This window comes from Pantoea sp. QMID4, from assembly GCF_030270445.1.
In the GTDB taxonomy this organism is placed as follows: domain Bacteria; phylum Pseudomonadota; class Gammaproteobacteria; order Enterobacterales; family Enterobacteriaceae; genus Pantoea; species Pantoea vagans.
Map to the genome: position 1 here is coordinate 303,497 of NZ_BSXL01000002.1, position 17,385 is coordinate 320,881.

Consider the following 17,385-nt stretch of genomic DNA (forward strand, 5'->3'; position numbering starts at 1 on the left):
GGTTCCTTAGGCAAAACGCAACGGCAGATGCACGCTGACGCGGGTGCCGTGTGTACAGGCAATTGTCAGCGATCCGCCGAGTGCAGAAACGCGTTCGCGCATCCCGGCCAGGCCAAAGCCCTGCTGGCCGGTGCCTGACGGCAGACCGCAGCCATCATCCTCAATCATCAGCACAATGCGTTCATCCTGTTGCCAGCCTTTGAGCATCACGGCGGTAGCATTGGCGTGTTTAACGATGTTATTCAGCCCCTCCTGACAGACGCGAAACAGCGTGACGCGCTGCGCTTCGCTCAGCAGCGTCTCATCAATGCGCCACTCAAGGTGGCTGACGATACCGCAGTCCTCCAGCTCCATTTCACGCAGCAGGGATCGGACCGCCTGTTCAAGTGAAAGATCATCTAACTGACGGGGCCGCAGACGCCCCAGCAGACGCCGCACCGCGTCATAAACGCCAAGTGAGAGCTGCTCAATGTGCACGCCGCTCTGGATCACCCGGGCGTTATCTGGCGCAAGTCGCTGTACGATGCCCGCCTGGGTGCGTATTGCCGTTATCGTCTGGCCGATATCATCGTGCAGTTCGCGCGCCACTTCCTGACGCACGTTCTCTTCTGTCTCGACCAGCCGTTCTGCCAGCCGGCGGTTGCGCGCCAGTTCACTTTGCAGCGACTGGTTCAGCTCACGCAGTCGCTGGATACCCGCACCCAGCAGCAGTCCGGTCAGACTCTGCGCCAGCAGCGAGAGCAGGAGATCGACCGGATGATCGTGCCATGTCTGGCTGGCGATCAGCGCAATGGCGTTCATCAGCGTTGCGATTAGCGCACCCTGCCAGCCGTAGTGCCAGGCCAGCGCAATGATCGGTAGCGCCAGACAAAACGGTGTGAAGCGCGACAGTTCAGCGGGCAGACCAAGCTGCAACCACAGGCTGATAACGAACAGCAGCAGATACCAGATAAGATGCCGGGCGCGCCAGTTGACCGGCTGTGAGATCAGCGCCGGACCCAGCGGCTGCCAGCGGGTGCTGCTGAGATAGTGCCAGATCACCAGGCAGGTCGGGGCGAGGGTCAGGCCGCCGGTCAGCGTCAGCAGCAGGGCGTTCAGCATCTCCTGCTGACCCACCCACGCCAGGGATTGCAGCAGCGCGGCGGCGATCAGGGCCGCGCCCTGGCTCAGCAGGGTGCGCCAGTCACGCTGATGGCGGTAATGGGAGATCAACGCCACCGGCAGCAGCGTCAGTACACTGCCTGCCATTAACAGCGGCAGATGCGCCAGCGCGACCGCCTTCGCCAGCCAGATCAGCATGACCCACTCTGCCGCCAGCAGTACCGGCCAGTAACCGCGCGGGCACTGCAGCATCAGTCCCAGACGCAGGCCAAACGGGAACAGCAGTACCGCCAGCTCCGGGCGTTCCACCAGGTGCAGGCTGATGCTCCACAGGCAGAACCAGGCCGCCGAGAAGATGAAAAAGCTGGCGACCACAGAGATCAGCCGGGAGAAAAAAGCACTCATTGCCAGCCGTCGAACATGCGACGGGCCAGCTCGACATCATTACTGACGTTGAGCTTCTCCATCAGGTTGGCGCGATGGACATGCACCGTTTTCGGCGACAGGCCGAGTTCCACGGCAATTTCTTTTACCGCCATACCCTGTGCCAGTTTTTCCGCCACCTGCCGTTCGCGGCGTGTCAACGGATCCTGACGCCCGGCGGCCAGTTTTATCGCAATCTCGCGCGTCAGATAACAGCCGCCCGCAGAGACAGTGCGGACCGCCGCAATCAGCTCGTCGGGATGGCAGCGTTTGGAGAGAAATCCGCGCGCCCCGGCATTCAATGCCTGCTCCACCAGCGCCGGACTGTCATGCACCGACAGCATGATGGTGGCTAATCCCGCGGGTAACTGGCTCAGTAGCGCCAGCCCGGAAAGGTCTGGCATTGAGATATCGCAGATGCAGACCTGCACACCGCGACCGGGCAGACCCGCCAGCGCCTCACGGCCGGAACCAAATTCCGCCGCCACCTGGAAATCCGATTCCAGGCTCAGCAGCTGGGCAAAGCCGGAGCGGACGATAAGGTGATCGTCAATCAGCGCGATGGTAATCATGTGTTTTCCTGGCGGGTAAAATCGCGCTTACCTTAGCGATAAGCGTGGGACTGTTCAAGTCGTGAGCAGTGTAATCGAAGAAGGGCACGGGCAGGGTGAGGCAGGTCAGAGCGACGGAGATCGTCAGATAAACCTGCCAGGCAGACTCTCCGCCCGGCAGATCAGAACGCAGCACCCTCAATCAATGCAGACAGCACTGCTTATATTTTTTGCCGCTGCCGCACGGACAGGGATCGTTACGGCCAGGCAGTTTCTCTGCTGAGACAGGTTTCTGCGGCACGGGGATCGCTTCCGGCTGGGCGATCCAGTGGTCGTGCAGCGCCAGTGCAGCAGGGCGGATAGCCTCAATGCTGGCTTCCATCTCCTCCGGCGTCATGGCGTCAATCTTTTCCAGGTTCTCTTCCACACCGTGCAGCGCGATAGCGTCCAGCGCAGGCTGCAGATCGGCAGGCAGGGCAGACCAGTCGGTCAGCGTGACACCGCGCATGTAGCCGAAGCACCACTCTTCCACCACGGTAAATTCCAGACCTTCCATCTCGCGGATGCCAAACAGCGGTTCGAACTGCTCCGGGAATTCAGATAAGCGGTCAGCGACATCATTCATATGCTGGAAACAGAGCGACATAAAGCGCGTCATTTCACGCTCGTTGCTCCATTTTGGAATCTGCTTCTCGCCACCCCACAGCGCCACCAGCCACTGACTGGGTTCGACGGTCACGGGGCCGGAGAGCACGGCAGTCAGCAAACCATCCAGTTCGGAGACATCAATAATTGACGCTTCGCTGCCATATTTTTCCAGCATATCTTCCAGCCATTGCAGCTCTTTTTCGGACAGTGGGCCTTCTTTCATGCGGTTGCCTCCCGGGCATATCAAATTTCAGCGCGGCGTTAAGCCTTAAAACCGCAGCAGTGTACACCCTTGTGCGCTGCAACACAGCTAACCAGGGCAGTACGCAGTGGCTAAACCGTGTTTAACACCCCTTTCACCCCGTTATGCAGGCGATAGCCCGCAGCACTTTATGGTACATTTTTGCGCTATATCTGGCCTGCTGCATGCTAAAGACAATTAAAATGATGATTATTAAATGAAAAATGGATTTTGCAGCAGGCGGGCTGTGGCCGTACACCTTACACGAATGGCTTCTGCCAGCCGGTGGATGAGCAGATTAACAACGCGATGCATACCTGCCGTAATTTTCCTGCTGGCGGGCTGTGGAACCCTGTCGCAAACCTCCGCGCCGGTGGGCGACCGCGTTTATCTTACGCATGCCACCTTTCACGAAAATGTCGATGACATCGTGCAGCATTACATGCTGCAAAAGCAGGTTCCCGGCATCAGCATTGCGGTGATTCATCACGGCGGCCCGACCCGCTATTACCCGTTTGGCGTCACCGATCGGGTGCATCGCTATCCGATCACGCCCGATACCCTGTTTGCGCTGGGATCGCTCAGTAAAGGCGTGACGGCAGAAGTCATTATCCAGCTGGTGGATCAGGGCAGACTGCGCTGGAGCGATACGCTGGCCGACCTGCTGCCGCACGGTGTCCCCCTCAGCGCCGATGCGCGGCGCATCACGCTGCTGCAACTGGTGACGCACACGTCGGGTTTGCCGCGTCAGGATATGGATCTGCCGATGCTGCAGCAGTTCATTCGTTATCTCGCCACGGGTGAGAACTTCTATGGCAATCTCGACAGTGACCAACTGCTGAGTTATCTGGCGGACTTTTCGGCGCCGGCGGTACGCATGCCACACTACTCTAACCTCGGCTATGCGCTGCTCGGTTTTATCGTGCGCACCCGTTTCCATCAGGACATTCAGACGCTCGCATCACAGCTCATCTTCACGCCGTTAAAGATGGATCAGAGCAGCTTTGAACCGGAGCGGCTGACCGGCTATCCGCTGCGTGCCCTCGGCCATGCTGGCGATCAGCCGAAATTTATCCGTCGTGGTACGCTGACGCCCGACTGGCATTTCCACGGTAACATGGTGGCTGCCGCCAGTCTTTACAGTAATGCGCGCGATCTGAGTGCTTATCTGCGCGCGCATCTTGATGCGACCGGTGATACGGCGCGCGATCGGGCCTTTGCCGCGGTGAACCGGCCCTGGTATCAGCAGGGGGCGCAGACGCAGAATATCGCCTGGGTCACCGACACCATCGAAGGACAGCAGATCACCTATCAGGTGGGGTATATTGGCGGCTACGCCAGTTTTATCGGCTACGATAAACGTCATGGCAATGCGATTGTAGTGCTGCAGAACGGCTTTAACTGGAGCAACTATTTAGGCATTGCATTGTTGGTCGATCTGGCAACTCAGGATAAAGTGGTTCCACAGTGATCCGATACCTGAGCTGTGTGCAGTCAAGCGAACAGGGCTGTTTTCCCTGCACATAGCGTCAGTACAACGGAACTGAAGTGCGATAAACTTTAGCCTGACTGTCAAAATTCAACGTGGAAATCATTATGCGCAGGACTCAACGTGTACTTTTATCAATGGGATTACTGGTTGGCTCGCTGAGCCTGATCCCCGCTGTACAGGCTGCTGGCGAAGCAACGGATACCGTTTCACCACCGCCGCAGATTCAGCCCGCTACGCCGGATACGGGCAGCGCGCAGCCAGATGCCGGTGCCACGCAAAACCAGCCTCAGACCAGTTCACAATCCAATGACGGCATTACGCCGACGACGCCGACGTCCCCGGCACCGTCTAATGGCTCACGCCCTAATTACGAACTCAGCACCATCATCATCGACTACAAAGAGTACAAAATCGGTGACATCGTGCCAGAGAAGTACACCGATAAAACTTTCACCATCACCGAGTGGCAAAAACGTAATCTGCCCGCTCCACAGGCAGATACCCACTGGGCCTATATCAACGCCAACTATATTCTGATTACCAATGACACCGGCAAAATCGTCATGGGTAAATCGGGCGATATCTTTTTCCGTGGTTGATTCCGTAGCTAAATAAAATCAGCCGGTCGCGATGACCGGCTTTTTTTTAGCTGAAACGCTCTGCACTAAAGCCTGCCAGCATCGGATGCTTCTCACCGCTTACGATCTCTTCCGCCAGTCATTCCCCGACAATCAGCGCCAGCGTTGCGCCCGAATGCGTGAACGCCACATAACAGCCCGGCACCTTCTGCAACTGGCCCAGCACCAAATCGCCATCGCCAGGAATCGGCTTCAGGCCAATCTTCCAGCTCTGAACGCTGAGCGGCTCGTCACCCCGTAACAGCCTGCTCGCTTCGTCTGCCAGCTTTGCCACGACCTACTCATCAATAGGGTAATCACCTCCCGCCAGCAGCTGGATATCCTCTTCGTACCAGTCATGATCCAGCGCGTAACGGTTACCAGGATTGGGCCGGATGGCGGCGCGTCGATATCGATGGCCGCATCCGCATCCGCCTGCGCCACGTTGTCAGGCGTCATGAGCTGTGCGTCGTAGCCGTGGGCTTTCTCATAGGCATGCCGCGCCTGCGTTCCGGCTGCATCGTCGTTAAACCAGCAGACCCCGTCATCAAAACGCAGTCAGTCGAGGTCAGGATGTTGAGCAAACAGGGTGCGATAGCGATCGATGCCCGCCATGCGCAGCGCGTGGTAGGGCAGGGAGCGCTCATCTGCCGAGTTGAGCCACGACAGCGAACGTCCCGATGCACCGGAGCAGAGCGCGCCTTTAGTCACCAGCGTGACCGCCGCACCCCGTTTTGTCAGTTCCAGCGCCGTCGAAACACCGATGATGCCACCACCCAGTACCACGGCTTTGATTTCAGATTTTACTGCCATTATCAGGTTCCTTACTCAGTTACAGCACTTCAGAGAGAAAACGTTGCAGTCGCGGCGAGGCAACCGGGCCAATGCCGCGCTTTGATGCCCGCCTGATGATTCGCCACTCCATTGCCGCACCGGCCAGCCTGAACAGTGCGACATAACAGGCTTAACCGGGCCAGTCAGGTAAGCTGTACAGGGTCTTACAGATGCGCTTGCAGACAATGGATCTCTGAATTTCTCCAGCTGTGGTACTTTTTTACCCACCATGATAGTGGCAATCTGCGGATATCATCTGCAGCCGGGAGGCGATATGTCACAACACCTGAATCAATTTGGTCAGCCGGTCGGTCACTCTTTACCCGACTGGCAACCCCGTCCATTACCGCAGCATCAGATTTTCACCGGGCAGGCATGCCGACTGGAGCCCTACAGCGTGGCACGGCATAGCGATGCTCTATCTGAAGCGTGGTCGCTGGCTGAGGATGGACGCGACTGGACTTACATGTTTATGGGGCCGTTTGATGACCGGCAGGCGTGGCAGGATTATTTCAGTCAGATGGAGGGCAGTCGCGACCCGCTGCACTTTGCGGTGATCGATATCGCCACGGAGCAGGCGGTGGGCAGTCTGTCGTTAATGCGTATTCAGCCTGAACATGGCGTAATGGAAGTCGGACACGTTGCTTTTTCGCCCAGGCTGAAGCAGACCCGCATGGCAACGGAGGCGCATTTTCTGCTGATGCGTTACGCATTTGAGACGCTGGGTTATCGTCGTTATGAATGGAAATGCGACAGCTGTAATGCCCCGTCGCGTAAGGCAGCGGCCCGTCTCGGTTTCCGGTATGAAGGCGAGTTCCGTCAGGCAATCGTCTACAAAGGGCGTTCGCGTGATACCAGCTGGTTTTCGATTATTGACAGCGAATGGCCGCAGGTAAAAAAGGGCCTGCAGCGCTGGCTGGCAGTGGAAAACTTTACCGCTGAGGGTCAGCAGCGCGAGAAGCTGGAAGCACTGCGCGACAGACCCTGACCGGGTAGTGGCATCACAGTAAAATATCTTTCAGGACCGCCGCCAGCAGGGTGGTGGTCATGAGGATAGACAACCGTTTGATCCAGCGCATATTGTTGGTCAGTGTCACAACGTCATTTCTCAGGCTGTCGACAGCGGCCGTTAATCGGAAATTCATTTCACTGAGCATCACTTCCATCTTATCCACGTTGATTTCCAGGTGATTAAAACGGACGGCCAGCTTGTCGGTTTTTCTTTCAACATAGCCAGGCCGCTGGTCGATCTGATTAACTTTGATGGTGAGATGCCCGAGCCGCTCGTCGATCTGATCGACTTTCGTCGTAAGCTGGCCGAGGCGATTATCCATCTGATCGACTTTAGTCGTAAGTTTGCCGAAGGTAACGTGCAGAGGAGTACGAGCTGTGTCGCAACATGTTGCCGTGGACTGATGAGGTGCCTCTGCAGTATTCCGCAGAGGCGGAAGGGGAAAAAACGGGTCTTAAGGCTGTGGCACGATTTTAATTTCAACCATGCCGATGCCCAGTTTGCGTGGATCCTGCCCGGTAATATTGCCGGTGTTACTCAGCTGCGGTTCCGGTGGCGCAATGACCAGCTGATGGCTGGCGCCTGGGTTGTCGAAATGCAGGGTATGCGTCGATACCTCTTCGCCCAGCGACAGCAGTTGCTGCTGATCGCCGACCCGAACCGGGATCGCGCGGTGTGCGTTGGGGCCATAAGCGCGTGCGGTAATGACCAGATCAAACTTAGCCGGGAGTGCATCGACATAATCGATATGCACTTCTGGCGCGAGATTGGCGTTTGACCAGCGCCCCCAGCTCTCTGGCCGTGAGATGCCGCTGAAGCTTTTAACCGTTTCCGGCGCGCCAGGCACATCAAGCCGGAAGCTGTCGGCGCTATAGCGAATGTTGTTATCTTCAATGCGGATCTGCGCCAAGTTCTGCTGGTAACGGGCCTCGCTGATTGCGCCGTCCGGGAACTGCACTTTGCCTTTCCACTGCGGTTTGTCGACATGCGTTACGGTTGGCGTGCCGCCGAGCTGCCCCATCGCCACACAGAGATCGCCGGAGAGGGCCAGCGAAGGCTGCCAGAGTCGCGCCATTTTAAAACAGCGATCCACCCAAAGGAATTTATCAGCGGAGGCGAAATCGGCCAGCTGATAGCGCAGTGGGGCCGAATATTCCCCTTCCGGCATCGGCTCAACATGCTTATCGCTGATGCGGAACAAAATCGGCAATTTAAAGGTAGTGCCTGAGAAGCTGAACGTATTCTTCGCCTGATCCACCGTGAAGCCGTCTATCTTCTTCGGGAAGTTCCAGAGCTGGATGATGTCGGGTTTCCAGCTGGCCACCTTGCTCTTCATATCGTCGAACTGGGTGGAGAGCGAAAGTGAAGAAAGGCTGCTGCGGCCCAGGCCAATCGCGTTATCGCCGCCAAGAATATCCAGCAGCGTCGCGCCATTATCCAGCGTGCTGCGCTTCGCCTCCATCAGCTCCGACTGCGGTTTATCGCCCCGGATCACCATGAACAGATTGCGACGTGGCTGTTTGACCAGCCACGGATGCGCCGTGTTGTTCATGGCCAGATGATCGGAGCTCACCACAATCACGGTATTTTTAAACCACGGCGACGCTTTGATGCGCGTGATCAGCCGCGCCACATGTTCCTGCGAGCAGGTGACCGCGCTGAAGGACTGATTCGGTTTGCCATCAATGCTGTAGCTCCTGCGATCGCAGCTGCGTGAGATAAACCCGTCCGGGTGATGCGTATCGACGGTCAGCGTAAACAGCGCGAAAGGTTTACCGGCCTGCGAGAGTTCCTGATACTTCTCAAAGACTTCATCCAGCACCGTATCGTCGTAATAACCCCAGTTATTGCGATAAGCAGGATCGGCAACGCGGCTTTTCAGCTCCTGCGAGCCATAAAGATGTTCGGGATCGAAACCGTGCGATTTCAGGAAGACATCTTTACCGGCAAAACGCAGATCGGCGCCCTGGATAAACCAGTTCTGGTAGCCGGAGTTTTTCAGGATGTCGCCCAGACAGACGTTTTGCGGATAGAAGCTGGATAGCGACGCCGACGCATTACCGTCAAACGGCGCAAACAGCGGAATGCCGCACTGTGAGGCCACCATGCCTGCAATGGTGTAGTCGGTGCCGGGTAACTGTTCGGTTTCGCTGAAGTCGATACTCTGCTCTTTCTCCCGGCTTAGTTCCGGCGTTAAACCAGGAAAGGCGATGGGGTCGAAATAGGTGCGCTCTAAGCTTTCACCATAGATGTAAACCACGTTGAGGCGCGGCTGTTCAATGCGATTACGTGGCACTTTATAGACGTTATCGAAGTCAGAGTCCGCCATCTGGGTATGCGACACGATGAGCGTTGCGACCTGGCGAAAGGCCGGGGTGGTCTGCACCGAGCCGAGCGCGCAGGCGGCCGCCAGCAGTGACCAGCCCATATGATGCGGACGCTTACGCCGACGCAGAATCCACGACAGCAGGCAGAACAGCAGGAACAGCACAATAATAAGTCCAATAGCGGGCACCACATATTTACTGACACCCGCGCCGGTCAGGCTGTTAGTCAGCGTATAGAGCACCGCATCGTTGATGCCGTCACCGGTAAAATAGTTGCTGGCAAAAAGGGTGGCGTTCAGGACAACGAAAAGCACCAGCAGGATAAGAACAAGAATAAACCAGAATTTATTACGCCCGGCTTTACAGGAATAGATTGCAATAGCGGCCAGAAACAGCGCGACGGAAACCAATTCGGACAAGGGTAAATCCTCTCTCTACAGGGTTGCACGAGGCTTCACGCAACCGGCCACCTTCGGGGGATGGTTTTTCGACAATCTATATTGGCTGTCATCCGGCTGCAACATATCCGGCCCGATTTGTGCGGTGGAGAGCAGATTGGTTCAGAAGGGAGGTTTTCAGGCGTGACGGTGGTCAGCGCACCGTCAGCAGAGCAGAAGTCAGGACGTTTTTCAGAGTTTGCCGGTGAGGTATTGCGCTTCGCCGTCGGCAAAACTCCAGTCACCTTTGTCGTTGGTGATAAAGCTGATCATTAAGTCGTTGCCCTGCACGCCACAGTGCTCACGCAGCTCACGCGCCAGCTCCGCCATAAAATGCTGCTTCTGTTCACGGCTGCGTGGGCTGGTATAAACCCGCACCATCACCAGATTGTCGCTGCGGCTGAATCCCAGGCCGGTATCCTGAAACACCATCTGATAGCGCTTGTTTTCCTGAACAATCTGATAACGATCCCGTTCAGGCACGTTAAAGGCTGTCAGCACGGCACGGTGCGCTGCATCCAGCAGTGTACGCAGCTCTGATTCTGAACGACCCTGAATAACATCGAATTGCAGCAGTGGCATGGTAAATTCCTCATCGTGATTAATGAGACTATGGTGACCCCTTTATCCGGCGGGAAAAAGCGCGTAGCCTGAAATGATTATTCACTATAATGAACAATCGAAATGAAAGAGATGAAAACGGATACGCTGTGGGATCATCTTCACTGGCTGACCATACTGGCTGAGCAGGGCAGCTTTACCCGCGCGGCGGAGCGGCTGGACGTCAGCAAAGCTGCGATGAGTCAGAAAATCAAAGAGCTGGAACAGATAGCGGGTGTACTGCTGGTACAGCGCACCACGCGCAGCGTGCGACTGACATCAGCGGGTGAGAAGCTGGTGGAGGAGTTGCGCGAGCCTTTTGCCCGCATCGAACAGAGTTTTTTCAGCGTGCGTGATACCGCCGGGCCAGTGCGTGGTCTGGTGCGTATTACCGCACCGGTGGCGTTTGCCCGGCAGCAGCTGGTGCCGATTATTGGTGAGTTTCTGCATGACTATCCGCAGGTACGCCTGCAGCTGGATGTGACGGACCGAATTGTGTCGCTGAGCAGTGAGGGGTTTGATCTGGCCATCCGGCACAGTGACACGCTGCCGGAAACCCATGTGGCGCTGCCGCTGTGTGATACGCAGACAGTGCTGGTGGCCTCACCCGCCTATCTTAACGTGCAGGGTATACCGAACACGCCGCAGGATCTGATGCAGCATAACTGCCTTTACTATCCGCGTGGTGTTGAATCACCGCGCTGGCGGTTTGTTACCGCAGCGGATGGCGAAGAGGTGCAGGTGCGGATTCAGGGCAGCTTTGCCACCAACAACAGTGAGTCGATACGCGATGCCGCCCTGCAGGGACTGGGGATCGCGATGCTGCCCGACTTCAGCGCCCGTGAAGCACTGGCTGCGGGCTTATTGCAGCAGGTGTTACCTGAGTGGCAGCCGGTTGAAGCCTTTGCTGCCCGGCTGTGGATCGTCCGACCCTGGGCGGCGCAGGTGCCCCGCGCGGTCACTACTTTGACGCAGTGGCTACGCGCGCGCTTTGACCGCTGATGGCAATGCCAGCGCGGGTGATGGGGTGTGCATCATCTCGCCAATCAGGCTGCTGCGGTTATATAAACCCAGCCGCAGATTGAAGTCGAGATGCAGTCGCTCATTGCCGGTTAATTTGATAATCGGTGGCGGCGTCTCTGGCCGCTGCTGAAACATCACAGACTGCGCAAAGGCGGTGCTGCTGTCGGCATGCAGGCGCTGATAGTACCAGGCGCTGGCTTCACCTTTACGCAGATAAAGATTAGCCCGCCGGTATTCGCGCATCGCCACCTGCTGCGCCAGCGACAGGAGCTGACGTGAAGGATTATCAGTATTTTGCACAATCAGCGGAAAATCATCACGCTTTTTCAGCTCATGGAAATAGTTGCGGATACCGACGTTTTTAACCGGTGCCAGCTGTTTCAGCCATTCGCGAATAAAGGCATTCTGCGGCGGCGCGGCAATAAACCAGCTCTCGGTGACCGGCGCAAGCAGGTTCAGCGTTGATTGCTCGCGATAGTAGCCGATGAGATCCATTGGTCGCGCATTGTGAATGCGATGCACCCAGGCAAGATTTTCAAACAGCAGGGTGCTGCAGTCGATACCGATACCGCCATAGCGGTGAATCAGCTCAAGCCGGATAATTTCACTTTTATGTGCCAGCGTCAGATCGGAAGAGATAAAGCTGAGTTCGGGCAGCCACTGCGACAGGGTGCGCTGCGTGACCAGATAAACCTGGTGATCGGGGTTGTCCCGGCGGATTTTACTGATATTCAGCGCCATCGACGTCGGCAGTTGATCGTTATGCCAGACCATCCAGACAATCTTTGGGATCCCGGGCAGATCTTTCTTCTGAGCAATCAATACGACATTATCTTCCTGTCCCGGATCATATTCCGGTGCCTGACAGAGGCTCTGCTGTTTCTTATTCCATAACATCTGGCTACTGAATGATATTCTTTTCCAGTTACGCCAGATTTTATGCGCTGGACGTTGGCGATGTGAAGTCATGGTACACCTGTTATTTTTATTTTCCCGCGATAGTGCAGGCTCTGCCCGTTGCGCCTGAGGCGTGAACGGGCAGCATTGCATACTGAGTGCAATCCTGATGAGTGCGGGGAATTAATGAAGAGTTTTCCCTGGTGGCGACGCAGTGCGGGAGCGCGCGATAGTTTCCTCACGGCTTTTTAATTGCACTGCACCTTTTTAATAAAACATTATCTACACATTAGCTATGTCTTTTTTTGACTTTAGGATAATACGGAAATAATCCGGTCACCTTATGAAAATAATAATATCGCCACGGTTAATCAGTTATTTAACTGTGGCAGAATGCATAACTAAGGAATGTCTGAATATTATGCCAGGCCTTTGGGTTCTCTCGGGGTCCGGACCTCAGAAACAGTGAATATTGCGCTTAACGTATGGCGTAAGCCCGGCTCAACAATTTACGGAATCGGACAGCCTGAAGAGGATTGTCTACGCTTAAGAAGAATTTACTGAGAAAGGAGCGCGCATGCAGAGTGAAGCCTATGGTTTACTGGCGGTTGATAAACAGGGCAATCGCGTCCTGTTTCTTAACCCGGAAACCTTCGCGGTCGAGCGCGAGCTGAACGCTTTTCCACCGCGGCCGCATGAACTCCTGATGCTGGCACCCTGGGGTAAAGCGTATGTGTCCATCTATGGTGACGGCGTTCATGGCAATAACCCGCATCCGGGTCACAAAGTGGCGATCATTGATTTGCAGCGTCGCGAGATCAGCGGCTTTATCGATCTGTCGCCGTTGCGAGCACCACACAGCGGGCAACTGGGCCGCGATGGCAAAGTCTATCTCTGCTGTGAGCAGAGCGCCGCTGTAGCCGTGATCGATCCGCAGACCGACAAAGTGGAAAAGATCATCCCGATTCCTTCTCACAACGCGCATCGCCTGACGCTCTCACCCAGCGGCCGCAAACTGTTCACCGATAACGAAGAGGATGCGACCATCACCGTCGTGGATCTCTGTGAAGCAGAGGGACGGGTGATTGATACGATTCTGCTGCCCGGCCCGATTGCGGGTATCGCCGCCTCACCAAAACATCCTTATCTGGTCGCCAGCGCAGCAGATGCGCCCTTGCTCTATGTGATTGATCGGCAGAGCCACCGTATTCGCCAGCGCATTACGCTGCCGGGTCATCAGCAGCCCTGCCAGGTGGTTCGCTTCAGCGCCGATGGCGAACAGCTGGTGGCGATTGGCGATCAGGAACCGCGGGTAACGCTGTTTGACGACCTGCTGAATCCGCTGGGCGATATCAGCGTGGGCAACATGCCGATGGATGGCTGCTTCACGCCAGACAGGCAACAGCTGCTGATTGCGAATCAGGATGATGGCACGCTGAGCGTGATCGATCTGGCGCAGCGTAACGTGATTGCCACGCCGCGTGTCGGAACGGGCTGTGAGGTGCTGGGCTATTTTCCGATGGGTCAGATAAACGGACGATGATAGATCGCGGAACTCCAGTGGCGGCTGCTGGCATGTTTCTCCGCCTGCCAGCCGCGTTTACGTAATTCGCGCGCAATCATCTTGTTCATGATGCCGTGGCCCAGCAGCAGCACCGTGCCACGCTGTGAGTGCGCGATCAGCTTCTCTGCCGCCGCCGAAGCCCGGCTGCGCGCATGTTGCAGCGACTCCGCTTCACCCGCATAACCGCAGAACCACAACAGCCGCAGTAAGGCCAGCCAGCAGTTCGTCGGCAGCTGAAAGGCCCCCGTTCTCAGCAGCGGTACGGCGACTTCGCTGTAGAGCGCATCAATCTCATGAGGCTGCAGGCCAAGCTGGCTCAGAGAAGATTGCGCACGGGGCAGGGGACTGCAGACAATAATTGCGGCCTGACGGGCAATTTCAATACTGCGCGGTGGCGGCCCGTCACTGACTCCGGACTGATCGTAAGCTTCGCACCAGTCTGCCAGTGCCTGCACGCTCTGGCGACCCGCTGCCTGGTGGTCAGGTTTACCGTGTCGCATCAGAATAATGGTCATAACACCTCTGTCAGGCTTTTTTTCAGGGTAACGCATTGTCTGCGCTTACAGCGATTTTTCAAAATGAAGACGACGTGTCATCTGCAGGTAATCCAGGTGTGCGATAACAAAACCCGATGAAAGGATTTTAGCCCCGCTTATAACGCTTAATGATTAGAGAAAATGTTAACTTAACGTGCAGAGTGATTTTTTATTGTGCGATAGAGTGGAGTTAACTGGCTGAATTTGCGCTGAAAATGTGTGATGACGCAATGTGATAGTGAAGCTTTACTAACAATTTGTGTCGGGATCTCTTGATTTATCTACGCGCGTAGATACACTAGGTTCCCAGTGATTGCTCACGGTGCGGTGCACAGTAGGCCCCATTGATTGTTAAGTTACATTCGCTCAGTTTAAGCGACCGGTGAAAAATACATCGGCGAAACGGGGCGAAGAATAAGATTCCAACACCAGGGAATCCTTTAACCTTTCATCATGGTTAGTCAACTGAACGTCGCCACCGGGGGAATTCCGCTTTCATCAGGGAATCGACCCATGGACGGGCGTTTATCAATCTGCATACTCATTCAGGGATAGGGTTATGACGGCACACAATTCCGTTAAGCAGCAGGCATCACTGTCTTCCACCTCAGCCGCCGACGAGCGGTTTAACACGTCTTCAGGCCGCAAAGATTTCTGGCGCGCCACTTTCTCATGCTGGCTCGGAACGGCAATGGAGTACGCGGATTTTGCGCTCTATGGCCTGGCTGCCGGTATCATCTTTGGCGACGTCTTCTTTCCGGAATCGACTCCCGCGATGGCACTGCTCTCCAGCTTTGCTACCTGGTCAGTCGGGTTTATTGCCCGGCCTATCGGCGCGCTTTTTTTCGGCTGGCTCGGCGACCGCAAAGGCCGCAAGGTGGTGATGATCTCCACCATTATTCTGATGGGGGCGTCCACCACCTTTATCGGCTTAATACCGAGCTATGCCGCGATTGGCGTCTGGGCGCCGGCCTGTCTGGTCCTGCTGCGCTTTACCCAGGGGTTTGGCGCGGGCGCAGAGTTATCGGGCGGTACGGTGATGCTGGGTGAATATGCGCCGACAGAGCGTCGCGGACTGGTCTCTTCCGTGATCGCACTGGGCTCCAACAGCGGCACGCTACTGGCCTCGCTGGTCTGGCTGCTGGTGGTGCAGATGGACCAGCAGAGCCTGCTGGAGTGGGGCTGGCGTATTCCCTTCCTCAGCAGTGCCTTGATTGCCCTGGTTGCGCTGTGGATTCGACGTCATCTGCGTGAAACGCCGGTGTTTGAGCGCAGAAAAGCGGAGATTGAAGCAGAACGTGCAGGCGTGCTGGCGGCGCCGGTAGTGGATCAGCGACCCTTCTTCCAGCGTACACGTGCCTTCTGGACTATGGTTGGCCTGCGTATCGGGGAAAATGGCCCGTCCTATCTGGCGCAGGGCTTTATCGTCGGTTACGTCGCGAAGGTACTGATGGTGGATAAGTCCGTACCGACGACTGCCGTGTTCCTCGCGTCGCTGCTGGGCTTCCTGATTATTCCGTTTGCGGGCTGGCTCTCTGACCGTTTTGGTCGCCGGGTGGTGTATCGCGTCTTCTGCCTGTTACTGATGATCTACGCCTGGCCCGCCTTTACGCTGCTGGACACGCGTGAACCGATGCTGGTTATCCCGGTTATCGTGGTCGGTATGGCGCTGGCGTCACTGGGTATCTTTGGTGTGCAGGCTGCATGGGGCGTGGAAATGTTCGGCGTTCATCATCGCTACACCAAAATGGCAGTGGCGAAAGAGCTTGGCTCGATTTTATCCGGCGGCACGGCACCGCTTATTGCCGCTGCTATGCTCTCTTATACCGGTCACTGGTGGCCGATTGCGGTCTACTTCTCGGCAATGGCCGCCATTGGATTCTTTACCACTTTTGTCGCTCCTGAGACGCGAGGGCGGAATCTCAATCTGCCTGAAGATGCCATCTAGATTTGCCTGAAGATGCCGTATGGATTTGCCTGAGGGTGCCGTCTGACAGGAGAGAGCGATAAACAGCAGGCCGTGTAAAGCGGCCTGTTTTTTTTATGGAGGAACGTGACGTGCCTAAGTCGTTAACGGGAAAAGTGACCCGCAGTGAAGTTGCGAAAGCGGCAGGCACCTCAGTGGCAGTCGTCAGTTATGTCATTAACAACGGACCTCGTCCGGTCGCTGAGGCGACCCGTCAGCGGGTACTGGAGGCGATTAAAGCTACCGGTTACCGGCCAAACGCGGCAGCACGTGCCCTGGCATCCGGTAACACCAAAACGTTTGGACTGGTGGTGCCCAACATCGGCAATCCCTTTGTGGCGTCAATGGCGCACGTGTTGTTGCAGGAGTCGATGAACCACGGTCACGTCATGCTGCTGGGTGATGCAGGTGACGATCGCAAACGCGAACTGGAGTTAATTCAGGGGCTGCTCAACCGGCAGGTTGATGGTCTGTTTTACAACAGCGTCGATCGCCATCCTTACATCGACCTGATTAAAGCCAGCGGAACGCCACTGGTGATGCTGGAGCGGGTTGAGCCTCAGCCGGGCGTGAACATGCTGCGGGTCAATGAGCGTCAGGCCGCGTGGCAGGTGACGGCACATCTGTTGAGTCACGGTTATCAGCAGGTAGGGATCATCAGCGGCCCGATCGATATGCTCAACGCACAGGATCGTATTCAGGGCTGGCGCGATGCCATGCACGATCGTGGCCTGCCGATTGATGAGTCGCTGATGTTCCCCGCCAGCTACACCCCACAGGGTGGTTACGGGGCGGCACAAACCATGATCGCCCGCGGCTGTGTGCCTCGTGCGTTGTTTACCAGCAATGAAGGTCAGGCGATTGGCGCGCTTCGCGCCTTTTCCGAACATCGCATTCGCGTGCCGCAGGATGTGGCACTGGTCTGCTTTAACGGGACCAATCACTCGTCGTTTCATGTCCCGACATTAACGACCGTGCGCCAGCCACTGCGTGAGATGGCACGTTCTGCGATTCAGATGCTGAAAGAGGGGCAGAGCGAAGCGCAATTAAAGGAGTTTCCACATTACCTTGAAATTGGTGAATCCTGCGGCTGTCAGCCGCAAAGTCAGAGTTAAT

17 protein-coding genes are annotated in these 17,385 nt (G+C 56.3%); 7 read left to right on the top strand and 10 right to left on the bottom strand.

All coding sequences use genetic code 11. From position 1 onward, the window contains the following. Positions 1-6 precede the first annotated feature (6 nt). From uhpB to QSK07_RS06255, 3 genes are all read right to left on the bottom strand, one after another. Entirely contained in the window at positions 7-1,506 is a 1,500-nt protein-coding gene (uhpB, locus tag QSK07_RS06245) for a signal transduction histidine-protein kinase/phosphatase UhpB (protein WP_098051587.1), read from the bottom strand. Continuing rightward, positions 1,503-2,096 (bottom strand): response regulator transcription factor UhpA, encoded by a 594-nt coding sequence (uhpA, locus tag QSK07_RS06250; protein ID WP_285721129.1) that lies wholly within the window; start codon positions 2,094-2,096, stop codon positions 1,503-1,505. Before uhpA ends, uhpB begins: the two co-directional genes overlap by 4 nt. Before the next feature lie 181 nt (positions 2,097-2,277). Continuing rightward, positions 2,278-2,946 (bottom strand): YecA/YgfB family protein, encoded by a 669-nt coding sequence (locus QSK07_RS06255; RefSeq protein ID WP_285721130.1) that lies wholly within the window; start codon positions 2,944-2,946, stop codon positions 2,278-2,280. 235 nt (positions 2,947-3,181) lie between these two features. On the opposite strand from QSK07_RS06255, the gene QSK07_RS06260 reads away from it, so the two are divergent. Together QSK07_RS06260 and QSK07_RS06265 are read left to right on the top strand one after the other, a co-directional pair. Next, positions 3,182-4,435, top strand: coding sequence for a serine hydrolase domain-containing protein (locus QSK07_RS06260; protein ID WP_285721131.1), 1,254 nt, complete (start codon positions 3,182-3,184; stop codon positions 4,433-4,435). Positions 4,436-4,560: 125 nt separating this feature from the next. Further along, positions 4,561-5,055, top strand: coding sequence for an RcnB family protein (locus tag QSK07_RS06265; protein WP_098051582.1), 495 nt, complete (start codon positions 4,561-4,563; stop codon positions 5,053-5,055). 118 nt (positions 5,056-5,173) lie between these two features. Here the strand turns inward: QSK07_RS06265 and QSK07_RS22925 are convergent, their stop codons facing one another. Both QSK07_RS22925 and QSK07_RS22930 read right to left on the bottom strand, forming a co-directional pair. Beyond that, a complete protein-coding gene (locus QSK07_RS22925; protein ID WP_318269148.1) occupies positions 5,174-5,368 on the bottom strand; it encodes a hypothetical protein in 195 nt (64 codons plus the stop codon). Positions 5,369-5,631: 263 nt separating this feature from the next. Further along, positions 5,632-5,886, bottom strand: coding sequence for an FAD-dependent oxidoreductase (locus tag QSK07_RS22930; protein WP_502921703.1), 255 nt, complete (start codon positions 5,884-5,886; stop codon positions 5,632-5,634). A gap of 295 nt (positions 5,887-6,181) precedes the next feature. Here QSK07_RS22930 and QSK07_RS06275 point away from each other — a divergent pair, with 295 nt between their 5' ends. Then, a complete protein-coding gene (locus tag QSK07_RS06275) occupies positions 6,182-6,895 on the top strand; it encodes a GNAT family N-acetyltransferase (protein ID WP_285721132.1) in 714 nt (237 codons plus the stop codon). Positions 6,896-6,908: 13 nt separating this feature from the next. Here QSK07_RS06275 and QSK07_RS06280 read toward each other — a convergent pair whose 3' ends face one another. From QSK07_RS06280 to QSK07_RS06290, 3 genes are all read right to left on the bottom strand, one after another. After that, positions 6,909-7,241: a hypothetical protein gene (locus QSK07_RS06280; protein WP_285721133.1), complete on the bottom strand. Its 333-nt coding sequence runs from the start codon at positions 7,239-7,241 to the stop codon at positions 6,909-6,911. A gap of 132 nt (positions 7,242-7,373) precedes the next feature. Continuing rightward, positions 7,374-9,665: a phosphatidylglycerol--membrane-oligosaccharide glycerophosphotransferase gene (gene opgB / locus QSK07_RS06285; RefSeq protein WP_285721134.1), complete on the bottom strand. Its 2,292-nt coding sequence runs from the start codon at positions 9,663-9,665 to the stop codon at positions 7,374-7,376. 210 nt (positions 9,666-9,875) lie between these two features. Then, positions 9,876-10,265, bottom strand: a complete 390-nt coding sequence (locus QSK07_RS06290) for a tautomerase family protein (RefSeq protein ID WP_098051578.1) — start codon at positions 10,263-10,265, stop codon at positions 9,876-9,878. Positions 10,266-10,367: 102 nt separating this feature from the next. Here QSK07_RS06290 and QSK07_RS06295 point away from each other — a divergent pair, with 102 nt between their 5' ends. Continuing rightward, the gene (locus QSK07_RS06295) at positions 10,368-11,285 is read left to right on the top strand and encodes a LysR family transcriptional regulator (RefSeq protein WP_285721135.1); all 918 of its coding nucleotides are present in this window, start codon (positions 10,368-10,370) and stop codon (positions 11,283-11,285) included. Here QSK07_RS06295 and QSK07_RS06300 read toward each other — a convergent pair. Further along, positions 11,262-12,275, bottom strand: a complete 1,014-nt coding sequence (locus QSK07_RS06300) for a glycosyltransferase family 32 protein (protein ID WP_285721136.1) — start codon at positions 12,273-12,275, stop codon at positions 11,262-11,264. The two genes, QSK07_RS06295 and QSK07_RS06300, sit on opposite strands and share 24 nt — an antisense overlap. Before the next feature lie 505 nt (positions 12,276-12,780). Between QSK07_RS06300 and QSK07_RS06305 the strand changes: the two genes are divergently transcribed. Then, positions 12,781-13,746: a beta-propeller fold lactonase family protein gene (locus QSK07_RS06305; protein ID WP_285721137.1), complete on the top strand. Its 966-nt coding sequence runs from the start codon at positions 12,781-12,783 to the stop codon at positions 13,744-13,746. On the opposite strand, the gene QSK07_RS06310 is transcribed toward QSK07_RS06305, so the two are convergent. After that, positions 13,728-14,282 (bottom strand): histidine phosphatase family protein, encoded by a 555-nt coding sequence (locus QSK07_RS06310; RefSeq protein WP_098051574.1) that lies wholly within the window; start codon positions 14,280-14,282, stop codon positions 13,728-13,730. The two genes, QSK07_RS06305 and QSK07_RS06310, sit on opposite strands and share 19 nt — an antisense overlap. A 580-nt stretch (positions 14,283-14,862) precedes the next feature. Between QSK07_RS06310 and QSK07_RS06315 the strand changes: the two genes are divergently transcribed. Both QSK07_RS06315 and QSK07_RS06320 read left to right on the top strand, forming a co-directional pair. After that, positions 14,863-16,251 (top strand): MFS transporter, encoded by a 1,389-nt coding sequence (locus QSK07_RS06315; RefSeq protein ID WP_222924608.1) that lies wholly within the window; start codon positions 14,863-14,865, stop codon positions 16,249-16,251. Between the two features lie 110 nt (positions 16,252-16,361). Continuing rightward, on the top strand, positions 16,362-17,384 hold the full coding sequence (locus QSK07_RS06320) for a LacI family DNA-binding transcriptional regulator (RefSeq protein WP_098053087.1): 1,023 nt from the start codon (positions 16,362-16,364) through the stop codon (positions 17,382-17,384). Position 17,385 lies beyond the last annotated feature (1 nt).

Bases quoted from the DNA above. Each gene is read 5' to 3' on its own strand.
- QSK07_RS06255 (WP_285721130.1), bottom strand. From the start codon at position 2,946: ATGAAAGAAGGCCCACTGTCCGAAAAAGAGCTGCAATGGCTGGAAGAT.
- QSK07_RS06305 (WP_285721137.1), top strand. From the start codon at position 12,781: ATGCAGAGTGAAGCCTATGGTTTACTGGCGGTTGATAAACAGGGCAAT.
- QSK07_RS06260 (WP_285721131.1), top strand. From the start codon at position 3,182: ATGAAAAATGGATTTTGCAGCAGGCGGGCTGTGGCCGTACACCTTACA.
- uhpA (WP_285721129.1), bottom strand. From the start codon at position 2,096: ATGATTACCATCGCGCTGATTGACGATCACCTTATCGTCCGCTCCGGC.
- QSK07_RS06300 (WP_285721136.1), bottom strand. From the start codon at position 12,275: ATGACTTCACATCGCCAACGTCCAGCGCATAAAATCTGGCGTAACTGG.
- QSK07_RS06315 (WP_222924608.1), top strand. From the start codon at position 14,863: ATGACGGCACACAATTCCGTTAAGCAGCAGGCATCACTGTCTTCCACC.
- QSK07_RS06275 (WP_285721132.1), top strand. From the start codon at position 6,182: ATGTCACAACACCTGAATCAATTTGGTCAGCCGGTCGGTCACTCTTTA.
- QSK07_RS06290 (WP_098051578.1), bottom strand. From the start codon at position 10,265: ATGCCACTGCTGCAATTCGATGTTATTCAGGGTCGTTCAGAATCAGAG.
- QSK07_RS06295 (WP_285721135.1), top strand. From the start codon at position 10,368: ATGAAAGAGATGAAAACGGATACGCTGTGGGATCATCTTCACTGGCTG.
- QSK07_RS06265 (WP_098051582.1), top strand. From the start codon at position 4,561: ATGCGCAGGACTCAACGTGTACTTTTATCAATGGGATTACTGGTTGGC.
- uhpB (WP_098051587.1), bottom strand. From the start codon at position 1,506: ATGAGTGCTTTTTTCTCCCGGCTGATCTCTGTGGTCGCCAGCTTTTTC.
- QSK07_RS06310 (WP_098051574.1), bottom strand. From the start codon at position 14,282: ATGACCATTATTCTGATGCGACACGGTAAACCTGACCACCAGGCAGCG.
- QSK07_RS06280 (WP_285721133.1), bottom strand. From the start codon at position 7,241: ATGGATAATCGCCTCGGCCAGCTTACGACGAAAGTCGATCAGATCGAC.
- QSK07_RS22930 (WP_502921703.1), bottom strand. From the start codon at position 5,886: ATGGCAGTAAAATCTGAAATCAAAGCCGTGGTACTGGGTGGTGGCATC.